Origin of the sequence: Halomonas sp. KHS3 (genome assembly GCF_000830495.1) — a bacterium.
Lineage (GTDB): Bacteria > Pseudomonadota > Gammaproteobacteria > Pseudomonadales > Halomonadaceae > Vreelandella > Vreelandella titanicae.
The window spans coordinates 323817-337224 of record NZ_JWHY01000005.1 but is presented as its reverse complement, the minus strand read 5'-3'; the positions used below and the strand labels follow the sequence as shown (position 1 = coordinate 337224).

The 13408-nt window shown below is 55.5% G+C and carries 14 protein-coding genes; 11 read left to right on the top strand and 3 right to left on the bottom strand.

What is annotated here, in order from left to right; translation table 11 throughout:
* From RO22_RS14745 to RO22_RS14725, 5 genes are all read left to right on the top strand, one after another.
* Complete coding sequence (locus tag RO22_RS14745; RefSeq protein WP_027958679.1) at positions 1-987, top strand: metallophosphoesterase; 987 nt, start codon at positions 1-3, stop codon at positions 985-987.
* A gap of 240 nt (positions 988-1227) precedes the next feature.
* A complete protein-coding gene (locus RO22_RS14740; protein ID WP_009287098.1) occupies positions 1228-2079 on the top strand; it encodes a rhomboid family intramembrane serine protease in 852 nt (283 codons plus the stop codon).
* A 10-nt stretch (positions 2080-2089) separates the two neighbouring features.
* Positions 2090-2374 (top strand): YeaC family protein, encoded by a 285-nt coding sequence (locus RO22_RS14735; RefSeq protein ID WP_022522996.1) that lies wholly within the window; start codon positions 2090-2092, stop codon positions 2372-2374.
* Positions 2358-3218: a DUF2797 domain-containing protein gene (locus RO22_RS14730; protein WP_052475638.1), complete on the top strand. Its 861-nt coding sequence runs from the start codon at positions 2358-2360 to the stop codon at positions 3216-3218. Before RO22_RS14735 ends, RO22_RS14730 begins: the two co-directional genes overlap by 17 nt.
* Positions 3219-3296: 78 nt before the next feature.
* On the top strand, positions 3297-3722 hold the full coding sequence (locus RO22_RS14725; protein WP_022522998.1) for a CopD family protein: 426 nt from the start codon (positions 3297-3299) through the stop codon (positions 3720-3722).
* 25 nt (positions 3723-3747) lie between these two features.
* Here RO22_RS14725 and RO22_RS14720 read toward each other — a convergent pair whose 3' ends face one another.
* Entirely contained in the window at positions 3748-4209 is a 462-nt protein-coding gene (locus RO22_RS14720) for a DUF2231 domain-containing protein (protein ID WP_022522999.1), read from the bottom strand.
* 36 nt (positions 4210-4245) lie between these two features.
* On the opposite strand from RO22_RS14720, the gene coxB reads away from it, so the two are divergent.
* Genes coxB through RO22_RS14700 form a run of 4 tightly spaced genes read left to right on the top strand, consistent with a single transcriptional unit; the run spans position 4246 to position 10379 of the window.
* Complete coding sequence (gene coxB, locus RO22_RS14715; protein WP_041158643.1) at positions 4246-5289, top strand: cytochrome c oxidase subunit II; 1044 nt, start codon at positions 4246-4248, stop codon at positions 5287-5289.
* Positions 5286-7826, top strand: coding sequence for a cytochrome c oxidase subunit I (gene ctaD, locus RO22_RS14710; protein ID WP_041158642.1), 2541 nt, complete (start codon positions 5286-5288; stop codon positions 7824-7826). Before coxB ends, ctaD begins: the two co-directional genes overlap by 4 nt.
* Before the next feature lie 4 nt (positions 7827-7830).
* Positions 7831-8187 carry a hypothetical protein gene (locus tag RO22_RS14705; protein WP_051051983.1) on the top strand — a complete coding sequence of 119 codons (357 nt, stop codon included), beginning with the start codon at positions 7831-7833 and terminating at the stop codon, positions 8185-8187.
* A gap of 47 nt (positions 8188-8234) precedes the next feature.
* Positions 8235-10379, top strand: a complete 2145-nt coding sequence (locus tag RO22_RS14700; protein WP_052475643.1) for a heavy metal translocating P-type ATPase — start codon at positions 8235-8237, stop codon at positions 10377-10379.
* On the opposite strand, the gene RO22_RS14695 is transcribed toward RO22_RS14700, so the two are convergent.
* Positions 10376-10675: a helix-turn-helix domain-containing protein gene (locus tag RO22_RS14695; RefSeq protein WP_041158640.1), complete on the bottom strand. Its 300-nt coding sequence runs from the start codon at positions 10673-10675 to the stop codon at positions 10376-10378. The two genes, RO22_RS14700 and RO22_RS14695, sit on opposite strands and share 4 nt — an antisense overlap.
* A gap of 41 nt (positions 10676-10716) precedes the next feature.
* A complete protein-coding gene (locus RO22_RS14690) occupies positions 10717-11790 on the bottom strand; it encodes a PA0069 family radical SAM protein (protein ID WP_041158639.1) in 1074 nt (357 codons plus the stop codon).
* 169 nt (positions 11791-11959) lie between these two features.
* Between RO22_RS14690 and RO22_RS14685 the strand changes: the two genes are divergently transcribed.
* Complete coding sequence (locus tag RO22_RS14685; RefSeq protein ID WP_041158638.1) at positions 11960-12691, top strand: SDR family oxidoreductase; 732 nt, start codon at positions 11960-11962, stop codon at positions 12689-12691.
* Between the two features lie 60 nt (positions 12692-12751).
* Positions 12752-13291, top strand: a complete 540-nt coding sequence (locus RO22_RS14680; protein ID WP_041158637.1) for a DinB family protein — start codon at positions 12752-12754, stop codon at positions 13289-13291.
* Positions 13292-13408: the final 117 nt, after the last annotated feature.

Below are 13408 nucleotides of genomic sequence, written 5' to 3'. Positions count from 1 at the left end.
ATGGAGGGATACGACCTCATTGGCGATGTCCACGGCTGCGGTGCTACGCTGGCCTCACTACTGGAAAAATTGGGTTACCACCAGCGCAACGGCGTCTATCGCCACCCGCGTCGCAAAGTGATTTTCCTCGGTGATTTGATTGATCGTGGCCCGAGAATTCGCCTGGCAGTGACCATTGCCCGGCGAATGGTCGAGCAGGGCGAAGCGTATATCGTCATGGGCAATCACGAGTATAACGCCCTGGCGTATACCCATCCTGGGCCTGCAGGTAGCCACAAACGCTGGTTGCGCGAACATACGCCGCGGCATAATCGTATTATTCAGGACACCCTAGAGCAGTATCGCGACTACACCAACGAGTGGGAAGACACCCTGGCGTGGTTTAAAACCATCCCTTTGTGCTTGGAAATCGATGGTATCCGCGTGGTGCATGCCTGCTGGGATGAGGCGCTGATTGAAGAGCTGAAACAGCGCCGCCCTGATTACTGCATGGACACACAGTTTCTGATTGAGTCCACCAACTCCAAAACCCAGGCGTTTCGAATTTTAGACCGCCTCACCCGGGGCCCTCATGTCTCACTACCCAAAGGTATTGCGATACACTCTGGCGATGGCTTTACAAGACAAAGCTTTCGCGCCCACTTTTGGGCCCAGGCACCTCAGCAGTGGGGTGATGTCGTCTTTCAACCGGATAACTTGCCCGGCGACCTTGAAACGCGCGCATTGACCCACGAAGAGCGCCAGAAACTTAGCTACTACGGGCCAGAGCAGCCGCCGTTGTTTATCGGCCACTACTGGTGTGAAGGCATACCGGCACTGCCGACACATAATATTGCCTGCCTAGATTACAGTGCCGTGAAATATGGGCGTTTAGTGGCTTATCGCTGGAGTGGTGAGAGAGTATTAAATGCCGACCATTTTGTGTGGATTAAGGTACCAAAAGAGGAAAGGGCGCTGCCCAAACCCTGGGAAATCGACTTTGATTAACAGTTGTTTCTTTTTATTACATAAAATTACATATTTTTTTCAAAACGGCTGAACTAACCCTGCCGCCGGCCATCTGAGTAAGTGTTCCCTTGAATGATCCCTTGCTTTTATTCTCCGGCGGTTCCCACCGCCGGTTTTTTTTGCCTGTTTGTTGGCAACCGTGTGGTTCATTCAGTAGTTGTCTTCAATAGCTACCCGCTGCGGTCAGCATGCCGCAAGCGCTTTGATTAGAGGGATGTCATGCATCCAGTGATGCTTCTGCCCGATCACGCGGATACCAGTGAACTTCGCCAAGCACTCTGGCGCCACCGCATTGGTCACCGCATTACCGATGAAGCGGACGGCCAACTGCTATGGATAGCCGACCCACGCCAGCTTGGCGAACTTAAAGCACTGCTAGAGCGCTGGCAGCGGGGCGAACCCCTGGTGCTTCATCAGGCTGCTCAGCGCCCGCGCACCATGACCAACTTCTTGGCATCGCTAAAGCAAGTGCCGGTAACGGCGCTGATGATTGTCATTAGTCTGGTGGTATTTGCCCTGATAGGTGTTTTTGGTGACCAGTTGATTGTCACTCTAACCATCGTGCCGATAGGTATTTCAGGGGGTGAGCTGGTCTTCGGTAATCTGTCTCAAACGCTTACGTCAGGACAAGTATGGCGCTTTTTATCGCCTGCTTTTCTGCACTTTGGCTGGATGCATTTAATATTTAACCTGATGTGGGTGTGGTACTTCGGACGTCAGATTGAAGCACTCCAAGGCAGCCGTACCATGTTACTGCTGTTGATTGTGGCGGGCGTTGGCGCGAATGTGGCGCAGTACGCGACCGGCACCGTGCTATTCGGTGGCATGTCCGGGGTGGTATATGCCTTACTGGCTCACGTTTGGTTGATGTCACGCAGGGTGCCCCAAAGCGGCTTCTTTGTACCGCAAATGCTGGTGGTCTTTATGCTCGGCTGGATGGTGTTCACCATGACTGATATGGCGGGCAGCGTTGGTTTTGGCAATGTCGCTAATGAAGCACATTTGGGCGGTCTACTCGTGGGGCTTGTCACAGGCTGGTATTATTCATCCCGCCGTTTGAAAAACCGTTAAGAGGCCTGCAATGAGCGAAATGACGTTCGAAAAAATGATCAACCAGATGACCCCAGCGATTTACGAAAGCCTTAAACAGGCGGTATCGCTGCGCAAATGGCCCGACGGTCGCCGCTTAACGCCGGAACAGACCGAACTCTGCTTGGAAGCCGTCATGCGCTTTGAGGTGGAGAACAACGTGCCGGAAGAGAGTCGCGTAGGGTATTTAGAGCAGCGTACCTGCGGTGCAGCGGCTAGCGGTGCTGGCGTAACGCCTGAAATGGCGGGTTTGGCACGGGATGCCACGCGTGATTGAAGCGGCAGTACCGGGCTTTTCAGTACAGGGCTGTTTAAGCAAAATGGCGGCAGCGCTACCTGGCCGCCAAGATCAGCCGGTGGTTTACCACTTACGCGCGGGTGAGCACCGTGTTGCGCTTAACGAGCGTATCGGTGAGCCGCTTAGTTTGCGGTGGACGGGAGCAATTGCCTGTACCCACTGCGGGCGAGCAACCAAGAAGAGCTTTGCCCAAGGCCACTGTTACCCCTGCTTCAAGCGGCTAGCCCAGTGCGATACCTGCATTATGAAGCCGGAAACCTGCCACTTTTTCCAAGGCACTTGCCGTGAGCCGGAGTGGGGCGAGCGGCACTGCTTCCAGCCCCATATCGTCTATTTGGCTAACTCGTCGGGGCTTAAAGTCGGCATCACTCGCAAAACCCAAATGCCTACCCGCTGGCTGGATCAAGGCGCGATCCAGGCGCTGCCGATTCTTGAAGTGGATACTCGTCAGCAGTCCGGTTTTGTCGAAATTCTGTTTAAAGAGCAGGTGGCCGACCGCACCAATTGGCGTGCGATGCTCAAGGGCGACGTCGAAACCATGGATTTAAGTGCCGAGCGTGACCGTTTGCTAACCCTGCTAGCCGATGGGTTGCACCAACTGCGCGAAACCCATGGTGCGGACGCCATTCGCTTGTTGGAACAGCCAGCGCAACATTTTCACTACCCCGTCAGCGTTTTTCCCAAAAAAGTGGTGTCGCATAACTTTGATAAACAGCCGCTGGTCGAAGGCGTGCTGCAAGGCGTCAAAGGGCAGTATTTGATCCTTGATAGTGGGGTCATTAATCTCCGCAAATTCACTGGTTATGAGATCCAGGTAAGTTGAACGGCTAGCCATAAAGGGGTGCTTTGACTAAGGTTAGGGGTGATCTGCCCCCGCCTTACGCAACGCAAGGAAGCCCCGATGCCTTGGCTTAAACTGCTTCACATTGCCGCGCTAGTGATCTGGTGCGGCTCACTGCTTTATCTGCCCGCCTTGCTTAGCCAGGCACTGCAGCTTCGCAAAGACGCGGGCTTCGCTCAGGGCACACCGCCCATGCCGCGGTTTTTTTATAACTCAGTCGCTACCCCGGCCGCTTTAGTCGCTATTGCCTCGGGCACGCTGCTATTTCTCATCCATGGTGTGTTGGGCGGCTGGCTGATCTTAAAGCTGGGTGCCGTGGTGGCCATGGTCGCCGCTCATGGCAGCTTTGGCTGGTTAATCTTGCGCCTTGAGATGGGCCACTACCGCTGGGTAAAACCCGCCAACTGGACGGCGCTATGTGTTGCGTTAGCGGGCATTATAGGTGTGCTGGGGCTTGTGTTAGCTAAGCCACTGGATTGGAGCTAACGCCGTGTCTTTTAACAGCTTAGTTTTAATCCTCAACGTCGACCCCCACGGCGTGCTCATACACCAACTGCCCACCCAGCCAGCCTGCCAAAGCGATCAACGCGGCGGTGAGCAGCGATACGGCCAGCCCCCAAGGCAAAATCGCGCTCGGGTCGTTGAAGCGCAGCAGCCAGTTCAGCGACGCCAACGAGAGCATCACCACCGCGACGATAGCGTGGCTCCAGCCGGTAATCAGGCGGCGAATGCGCGGCACAGTGACCAGGTCAATAATGCCTGCCGTGCTGGCAATCCAACCGCCAAATGCGCCGACACCGGCCAGCCACAAGCTGGCGCGCAACCAGAATGGGTCGCCGCTAAGCAGGAAACCGATATCGCTTGCCACCAGCGCCATCAGGGCTGCGACGGGAAAGTGAATCATCACGGGATGAAGCGGATGGCCGGCGAGAGATGCGTGGCTTTTAATCGAGCGCTGGCGAGGCTTTGCCATGATCACTTCCTGTGGGCAGAAAAAGGAATTCAAGGGATGAGGCTGATAATTCAACGCTTAACCAAGCAGCGGGTCAACTCACTTGACACACCGCTAGCGCTGTTAGTCGGCCTGCTATTAGCCGGTTGCGCGGGGGATAAGTCTATTCTAGACCCGGCAGGCCAAGCCGCGCGAGACGTGGCGATGATTTGGTGGGTAATGCTGAGTTTTGGCACTGTGGTATTGGTGCTGGTGACTGCTTTTTGGCTGTATACCTTCAAGCGCAAGGAGGTTGTACGTACGCCTGCCGAGGAGCGAAAAATAGCGCGTCGCTGGATTATTGGCGGTGGCATTGTGCTGCCGGTGGCCAGCATTACCGCACTACTGGCCTTTGGTGTGCCCACCGGCCAGCGGCTTTTACCGTTGCCCCTGGCAGAACCGCCGGAGGTAATTGAAGTGATTGGCCACCAGTGGTGGTGGGAAGTGCGCTACCCCGGCGCAGAAGGGGGAGAGGTGGTGACTTCAAATCAGCTCATCATGCCCGCTGGTGAGCCAGTCGATTTTCACGTTACTGGTGCGGACGTTATTCACGCTTTCTGGGTGCCTCGCCTGGGCGGCAAGATCGATATGATCCCAGGGCGAGTGAACAAAATACGCTTGGAAGCGGACGAACCGGCGGTATTTGGTGCTCAGTGCGCAGAGTTCTGCGGCGCCCAACATGCCCAGATGCAACTCTATGTGGAAGCCGTCGGGCGTGACGAGTACGACGCTTGGCTGGCCGCCCGTCAAACGGAAGCATTATCGTCGCTAGCTGCAAACGATCAGCAGCATGAGCCTGCCAGGGAGTCATTTATGACCCATTGCGCGAGCTGCCACCGGGTAGCGGGACTATCCTCTGGGGAGGAGGGGCCGGATCTTTCTGATCTTGGCAGTCGGACTAGCCTAGGGGCAGGGATAATAGCCATGAAGGAGGGCGCAGTTACCCACTGGCTTAAGCACCACCAACGCTTAAAACCGGGCAACAAAATGCCGCCCCACGATGATATTGAGACGGCCACCTTGGCGTCCCTGGGGGCTTGGCTGGAGACGCTAACCCCATGACCACCATTAACCGTGAAGCGACCCCAGAAGGCGATAACATCGCAGGCCCCAACCAGTTGCACAGTGACTTGCACGATATCTGGGGCAATCCGCGTGGCTTAAAAGCCCTCACCATTGTGAATCACACCACTCTCGGCCTGCGCTTTATGGTGACCGGGATGGCGTTCTTCTTGCTCGGCGGGCTGTTAGCCATGCTGGTGCGAGCCCAGCTGGCGCTCCCTGATCAAGACTTTATGTCGCCGGATATCTATAGCCAAGTCACCACCATGCATGGCACGGTGATGATGTTTCTGTTCGCCATCCCCATGCTGGAAGGGTTGGCGATTTATATGATTCCCAAGATGATCGGCGCCCGAGATCTGGTCTGCCCACGGCTAACATCCCTGGGTTACTGGTGCTATCTGTTTGGCGGTATCATCCTATCGTTTAGTTTGATTCTGGAGATGGCGCCTAATAGCGGCTGGTTTATGTATACCCCGCTTAGTGGCAGCGAGTATTCACCGGGTTTGGGCTCAGATTTCTGGCTGTTAGGGATCACCTTCGTTGAGATCTCAGCGCTGTCTGCCGGGGTCGAATTGGTGGTCTCGATACTGCGTACACGCACTCAGGGCATGGCGCTGCACAAAATGCCGCTGTTTGCCTGGTATATCCTTGCCATGGCGCTGATGATCGTGGTCGGTTTCCCGCCGCTGATTCTGGGCAGTATTCTACTGGAGCTTGAGCGCGCAGTGGGGATGCCCTTTTTTGAAGTGACCGGTGGCGGTGATCCGATTCTATGGCAGCACCTATTTTGGCTGTTCGGCCATCCCGAGGTTTACATCATTTTCCTGCCTGCGGCGGGCATTGTCTCCACGCTGATACCAGTGTTTGCTGGCCGTCCGATCGTTGGTTACGGCTGGGTGGTCTTCGCCATTACCGTGACAGGCTTTATCAGTTTCGGACTATGGGTTCACCACATGTTTACCGTGGGTATTCCGCAACTGGCTCAAGCATTCTTCTCCGCGGCCAGTATGCTGGTGGCGGTACCTACCGCGATTCAGGTGTTTGTCTGGCTGGCTACGCTATGGCTGGGTAAGCCCAAAATGAAGCTTCCAATGCTATGGATCATGGGCTTCCTGATTATCTTCGTGTGTGGAGGTTTGACTGGAGTAATGCTGGCGCTGGTGCCCTTTAACTGGCAGGTGCACGATACCCACTTTGTGGTGGCGCATATGCACTATGTGTTGGTGGGGGGCATGTTCTTCCCGCTGATTGCCGGACTCTACTACTGGCTGCCGCTGTTTTCAGGGCGAATGCCTTCTGAAACCCTGGGCAAATGGGGCTTTTGGCTCACCTTTTTGGGCTTTAATGGCACTTTCTTGATCATGCACTGGACTGGCCTTTTGGGGATGCCGCGGCGGGTCTACTCTTATGAAACGGGCATGGGCTGGGATATTTTCAACCTGCTGTCATCCATGAGTAGCTTTATTATGTCGGCGGGGATTGCCATGGTGCTGCTGGATTTTGCGCTGCACTTCCGTTTTGGCAAACCCGCTAAGCATAATCCCTGGAACGCGGATACCCTGGAGTGGGCCAACAGTATGCCACCCAGCGCCTATAACTTTGTCAGCCTGCCAAAGATCGATACGCGCCACCCACTATGGGATGACCCGGATCTACCGCGCACCATGGCAGAAGGGCAACATAGCTTGGCGGTGGCTACCCATGGCCGGCGGGAGATGTGGGGCACCGACCCATTAACGGGCAAAGTGCGTGAAATCATTCACCTGCCGGGTAACTCCTGGTGGCCGCTGTTCGCCGCAATGGCATTGGCCGTGGTGTGTTTAAGCCTGCTGACGCGGCTATATCCGCTGGCGGGTATAGCCGTTGTCGTGGCCGGACTATTTCTACTGCGCTGGTCTTGGGAGAATGGTGCGCATCCAAAAGCGGCGCCAGATGCAGAGGTAGCCCCCGGTGATCCACCGCTGCACTCGCGCACCATGGATGGTCCAGGCTTATGGGCCATGTCGATCACGCTGCTGGCCAATGGTTCGTTCTTTCTCTCTTACCTGTTTGGCTGGTTCTATCTATGGACGGTGTCCCCTGAGTGGCGGATGCCTGAGACCTCACCGCTCTCCTTGGTGGGGCTGATCCTTGCCGGGGTGGCGCTAACTGCTGGCGTGGGAATTCTCGAAAAACTGGTGCGCGGTTTGCGCCAGGGTAAGGATGCGGGGCTGGCTGTGGGCATGTATTGCATCAGTGCCCTAGGCTTTGTTCAGGTTGCGATAACGCTTTGGGTGCTGTTGAGTGCAGACTTGGCGGTGACCGATACCTCCCATGATGCGATCATTATGGTCGGGCTGGCCTATGCGCTGCTACACGGCGGTTTAGGCGCGGTGCTGACCCTGCTTCAGGGCCTGCGGGTAGGTTATGGCTATGTGGGTGCCCATGCGCCTTTCGAGCCTGCCGTGGTTGCCCAGTGGTGGCGCTATAACCTGGTGACGTTCTGGATACTCGTGGGCGCGCTTGCCGTGTTGCCGCGTGTGATAGGGAGCTAAGTTAATGTCCATCACGATGCAGCGGTTACATCTTACCCATCCCTTACATTTCGTCATTGGCTTAACGCTATGGTGTATCTGGTTCGTAGCCGTTTACGGCGGGCACGCAATAGCCTGCTCAGTTGCGCCGCCTGCTCCCGAGCAGGGCGTATTCACCCTGGTAAACGCTATGCTGCTGGTGGTTAGTATCGCGGCGATTGCGTTACTGGCGGTGCTAACAGTGGGTTGTTGCCGCATGGCTAGGCGCCATGAAGGGCGGCTGCGCTTTAATGCCACTGTTTCCGCCGGGCTGTATCTTTTCTCTACCTTAAGCGTTGTGTTTGCTGCAATGCCGATTATTGGTATTCCGCCTTGCCTGTAAGCGATGCGCTTAACAAAGAGGAAGAGCAGCTCTATACCCTCCACGGTATGTGGTGCACCAGCTGTGCCCTGGCCGTGGAGGGCTCGCTTAAGAGGCTCGAAGGCGTGCATGAGGTTAGCGTCCACTACCCAAGTGCAGCCCTCTGCATCAGCGGTACACCCGCCGCTGTCCAGCTCCCAACGCTCGCCCCAAAGGTTAAACGTTTGGGCTATCGGCTTACGGAACTTGAGCCGGTGGCAGATGCCCATGGACGTTTAGAAGAGGAGAGCCGCTACCTGACGCTGAGGTTAATGGTCGGTTCGCTGTTCGGCATGTGGACGATGCTCGCTTCACTATTGATATATGCGGGTGCATTGCCTTCGGAGCGGATTGAACTGGTGGTGGCGTGGGTATCGGGGGCATTCTCCTTACCTGTCGTGCTGTTCGCAGGCGTGCCGTTTTACCGGGCCGGGTGGCGAACGCTGCTCGCCAAGCGCCCCGGCATGGATGTTTTAGTTAGCCTGGGTGTTATCGGCGCGGTGGTGGTCTCGGTTTGGCTACTAGGGCGCGGCTCTAACGAGGTCTATTTCGACACGGCGGTGATGCTTATTGTGCTTTTACTGGTTGGTCGGCTGGTGGAAACGCTGTGCCGTCACCGTGGGCTAAAAGCGCTCGATGCCCTGGCGCTTCCTAATGATGACATAACGGTTTGGCAGAACGAGCGCTGGGGATCGGTTCCTGTAGATGAAGTGACAAAGGGAACGCGTGTCGAGCTAGCGCCCGGTGAGTTGATAGCCCTTGATGGGATCCTGGAAGCCCCAGGTTGGATCGATACTGCCTCGCTTACTGGCGAAAGCCTGCCTCGCTACTTTAATGCAGGACAGAAGGTCTACGCGGGCTGCCGCTACCTGGGGACAACGCCGCTGGTAATGCAGGTGAGTGCTGGGGTAGGCAAGCGGCGACTGGATCGGCTGTGTGACGAAATGCGCCGCTATCAGGCTAAAAAAGGCGAATTACAGAAGCTTGCTGACCGTTTTGCTGCTTGGCTAAGCCCGCTAGCCCTAGTGCTAGCGATGTTAACGCTGCCTGTTGCGTTGCTATTTGGGCTGGGCTGGGAGGAAGCCTTTGTGCGCGCACTTTCGGTGTTAGTGGTTGCTTGCCCTTGCGCCGTGGGGCTTGCGGTGCCGCTGGCAAGTCTTGCTGGTAGCGGCCAGGCCATGCAGCAGGGTGTTGCGCTACGCGACCCGGCAGCGCTCGAAATCCTGGCACACATTCGCTCGGTAGCGCTGGATAAAACCGGTACCTTAACCACTGGTAGCCACTCGGTGCTGTACTGGCAGGCCAGGGAGGGCATTGATAAGCACACTTTGCAGCGCAAGCTCAGAGCCGCTGTTGCTGGCAGCGAACACCCCTTGGCACAAGCGTTAGCGTGCTGGTCGGGCAGCCAACATGATCAACATCACGAGCAATGCGTGGACGTAAACGAAGCGCCTGGGGAAGGGCGCCATGTGCGCTTGAGCAACGGTGAATGGCTGATGGTAGGCAGCGCCGGTTGGCTTTCTCGCCATCAGATAGCGCTGCCAGACCACGAGGAGGACACAGCGCTGGCCTTTGCTACTCAAGTGATGGTAGCTGATGGTGCAGGCTGGCTAGCCACGCTCTATCTTACTGATCAGCCAGTGGAAGATGCTGAAAAAAGCGTGAAACACCTGCTAGATGCAGGGTATGTGGTGGCAATGATCAGCGGTGATCGGGAGGGGGCGGTTAGTTGGTTAGGTGAACGGGTGGGGCTTGGAAGAGAAGCTTGCTATGCCCAGCGCTCGCCTGAAGCCAAAGCGCGGCTTTTGCAGGGGTTGCCATCGCCAACGCTCTACGTGGGTGATGGCTTAAACGATACCTTGAGCCTAGCCGCGGCAGATGTTGGCATCGCTCCATTAAATGCCAGCGAAGCCGCCCGCGAAGGGGCTTCCGCACAGCTAATGACGCCGGGGATGGGTGGGGTAGTCAAACTGCTTAGTATTGCTAAACGTACGCGACGCATCATGGTTCAGAATCTGTTCTTTTCAGCGCTCTACAATACCTTGGCACTCGGGCTGGTAGTGCTGATGGCGATCCCCCCGCTAGTAGCGGTACTCGCCATGGCGGCAAGTTCGCTGACGGTTACCCTCAACGCTGCACGGCTGGCCTGGGCAGAGTCTAATGATAATGGCTAAATAGCATAGCCAAGCGCCTGTTTAAGCCGCTCGGCGTGGGTGGCCACCCAGCGTGGATCTATCGCCCCCCAATCACGTATCTGGTAGCGACCAATGTTGTGGCGCTCGCCGTCATCCTTAGTAAATACACACTCGATATCCAACTCGGCAAGGGAGGCGATCGTATCCTGGGCGGTGCGTCGTGGCATGCCGGTGGCCTCGATTAGCGCAGGTACACTGGCAGCGCCCTGTTCGATCAAATGGGCGACGTATAAGCGGCGGTAAAAACTCGATTTGGTTTTGCTAAGAGCGGGCATTCGGCTTCCTTTGCAACTATTTTATGCGCGTGCTGCTTAGCTTAAATGAATAAATCCTGCTGCGCTCGTGGTGGGCGAAAGTCCCGGGTGTTTAAGCCCTGCTCGGTGCGATCCTGCATGTTCCACTGGCGGCTGGCGCGGGCAAAGCGTTGCGCAATTAAATCAGCAAATACCCCTTCACCGCGAAAGCGTTTACCAAACTTGGCATCGTACGCCTTACCGCCACGGCACTGACGCATTAGGCTCATCACTTTCGCCGCGCGCTCCGGGTAGTGGGCTTCTAACCAGGCTTCAAATAGCGGCGCCACTTCATAGGGTAAGCGCAGCAGCATCCAGGCGGCGGTTCGCGCTCCTGCACGGCTGGCGGCTTCCAAGAGTTTTTCTATTTCATGATCGGTTAGCCCCGGAATAACCGGTGAAATTAAAGCACCCACGGGAATGCCTGCTGTATTCAGTTCACGAATCGCCCGCAAGCGCGCCTGAGGTGATGCCGCCCGTGGCTCTAATGTGCGTTTCAATTGGGCATCCAGGCTGGTCAAACTGACAAACACACGCACCAGCCGGTGCTCGGCCATTTCCGCCAGAAGCTCTAAATCGCGCAGCACCAAGGTGCTTTTAGTCACCAGCGTTACCGGATGGCGACACTCCAGTAGCAGCTCCAGCAAACGGCGGGTGGTTTGGTAGGTGGCCTCTAACGGCTGATAGCAGTCGGTGTTGCCGGAAAGGTTGATCGGGCGGCACACGTAATTAGGGTGGCACAGCTCTTCGGTTAACCGCTCCACTAAACCGCTACGGGCAATCAGCTTGGTTTCAAAATCTAGCCCTGGCGATAAGTCCCAGTAGGCGTGAGAAGGGCGGGCATAGCAGTAAACGCAGCCATGCTCACAGCCGCGATACGGGTTCAGCGAGCGATCAAAAGGTAAATCTGGTGAGCGATTCCACGACAAAGCACTTTTGCTCACCTCCTCACGCACTTCGGTAGCGATAGTCGTAGAGGCCTCTTCCCGCCACCAACCGTCATCTTCCGCCACGCTACGGGTAGGCGCAAAACGATTGTGTGGGTCGTATGTTGCCCCGCGACCCTTATAGGAGCTTGGTGTTCCAAGAGATGTCATGGTTCACCTCTTTTGACATGGTTTTATATACAGTAGTTGTGAGGTGGCAAGAAATCAATAGCCAGTCAATTAATTAACTTGCAGCAGCAAAAAGGGCGCTACCCAAAGAACTATCGTGGGTTTAATGTGCAAGGTGGGTTTGTGACTAAAGAGTCAGCGAGGAAACGTTATGTCGAAAGTGGTCATCGTGACAGGGGGAAGCCGAGGTATCGGAGCGGCCACCGCAAAATTGCTGGGCGCAAAAGGCTATGCAGTGTGCGTGAACTATCTTGCTAATAGGGAGCTGGCAGATGATGTGGCTGATTGCATTATTCGAGCGGGTGGTCGAGCGTTTGCCTATCAAGCGGATGTTAGCAGTGAAGCTGACGTTATCCGCCTGTTTGATGCAGCAGAGGAGCGCTTGGGCGAGGTGACGCATTTGGTTAATAATGCAGGGATACTGTTTACTCAATCCAAGCTGGTCGATATCGACCTTGAGCGCTTCAACCAAGTGCTTAATAGCAATGTGGTCAGCTGTTTTCTGTGCTCTAGAGAAGCCGTCAGGCGCTTCCCAGCAGGTAGTGCAATCGTCAATGTCTCGTCGCTTGCCTCGCAAACAGGCTCGCCCTTTGAATATGTTGACTACGCTGCATCGAAAGGTGCCATGGATACCCTAACCAAGGGGTTGTCTCGCGAAGTTGCTGGCTCGGGGATTCGTGTTAACGCCGTTCGCCCCGGTTTTATCTACACTGATATGCATGCCGATGGTGGAGAACCAGGGCGGGTTGATCGTTTAGCTCCCCAGATTCCTATGCAGCGTGGCGGTAGCGCTGAAGAAGTGGCTAATACCATCGCTTGGTTGCTCTCGGACGAAGCCTCTTATGTAACGGGGTCATTCATTGATGTAGCAGGCGGGCGGTGATGCTGTTCTTCCCCCATATTTCAAACGTTCTAAATAGATGCTGCTTTTGGGTCTTAACTCATGACACTTCAACAACACTTCGAACAGTTAGCCACTTATAACCAGTGGATGAACACTAACCTCTATGATGCCGCCGGTAAGCTGAGCGCCTCTGAACTAGCTGAAGAGCGTGGCGCGTTCTTCGGCTCGATTTTTGGCACACTGAACCACATCGCGGTAGCCGACACGATTTGGCTCAAACGGTTTGCAACACACGCCTCTTCTTCCGCAAGAACGCTTGAGGTAATGGTGGCACTACCTACGCCAGATCGCCTTGATCAGATTCTCTTTGATGACTTGAAGGGATTGAAAGCGCATCGCCAATGGCTCGATACCGTGATTATTAACTGGGTATCGGCGCTGACAGACGACGATTTGAGTACCACGCTGAGTTATCACAACATAAAAGGAGTGGCCTCAAAACGGCGCTACTCAAGCCTGATCGTTCACTTCTTCAATCACCAAACCCACCACCGCGGGCAGGCATCTACTTTGTTCTCCCAAGCCGGTGTGGATATTGGTGTCACCGATTTGTTGGATCTCATTCCGGATGAGTCTTAAGGGGAAAGCTTAGACAACGGGAACCGAGTTACTGGAATTAGTCATTTATTACAAACCGAAGGTTCCAGGGTTGCGAAACGCCGTGGCTTGAGAAAGCCACGGCGTTGTTTTCTATCG

Bases quoted from the DNA above. Each gene is read 5' to 3' on its own strand.
- RO22_RS14745 (WP_027958679.1), top strand. From the start codon at position 1: ATGGAGGGATACGACCTCATTGGCGATGTCCACGGCTGCGGTGCTACG.
- RO22_RS14740 (WP_009287098.1), top strand. From the start codon at position 1,228: ATGCATCCAGTGATGCTTCTGCCCGATCACGCGGATACCAGTGAACTT.
- RO22_RS14735 (WP_022522996.1), top strand. From the start codon at position 2,090: ATGAGCGAAATGACGTTCGAAAAAATGATCAACCAGATGACCCCAGCG.
- RO22_RS14730 (WP_052475638.1), top strand. From the start codon at position 2,358: ATGCCACGCGTGATTGAAGCGGCAGTACCGGGCTTTTCAGTACAGGGC.
- RO22_RS14725 (WP_022522998.1), top strand. From the start codon at position 3,297: ATGCCTTGGCTTAAACTGCTTCACATTGCCGCGCTAGTGATCTGGTGC.
- RO22_RS14720 (WP_022522999.1), bottom strand. From the start codon at position 4,209: ATGGCAAAGCCTCGCCAGCGCTCGATTAAAAGCCACGCATCTCTCGCC.
- coxB (WP_041158643.1), top strand. From the start codon at position 4,246: ATGAGGCTGATAATTCAACGCTTAACCAAGCAGCGGGTCAACTCACTT.
- ctaD (WP_041158642.1), top strand. From the start codon at position 5,286: ATGACCACCATTAACCGTGAAGCGACCCCAGAAGGCGATAACATCGCA.
- RO22_RS14705 (WP_051051983.1), top strand. From the start codon at position 7,831: ATGTCCATCACGATGCAGCGGTTACATCTTACCCATCCCTTACATTTC.
- RO22_RS14700 (WP_052475643.1), top strand. From the start codon at position 8,235: ATGTGGTGCACCAGCTGTGCCCTGGCCGTGGAGGGCTCGCTTAAGAGG.
- RO22_RS14695 (WP_041158640.1), bottom strand. From the start codon at position 10,675: ATGCCCGCTCTTAGCAAAACCAAATCGAGTTTTTACCGCCGCTTATAC.
- RO22_RS14690 (WP_041158639.1), bottom strand. From the start codon at position 11,790: ATGACATCTCTTGGAACACCAAGCTCCTATAAGGGTCGCGGGGCAACA.
- RO22_RS14685 (WP_041158638.1), top strand. From the start codon at position 11,960: ATGTCGAAAGTGGTCATCGTGACAGGGGGAAGCCGAGGTATCGGAGCG.
- RO22_RS14680 (WP_041158637.1), top strand. From the start codon at position 12,752: ATGACACTTCAACAACACTTCGAACAGTTAGCCACTTATAACCAGTGG.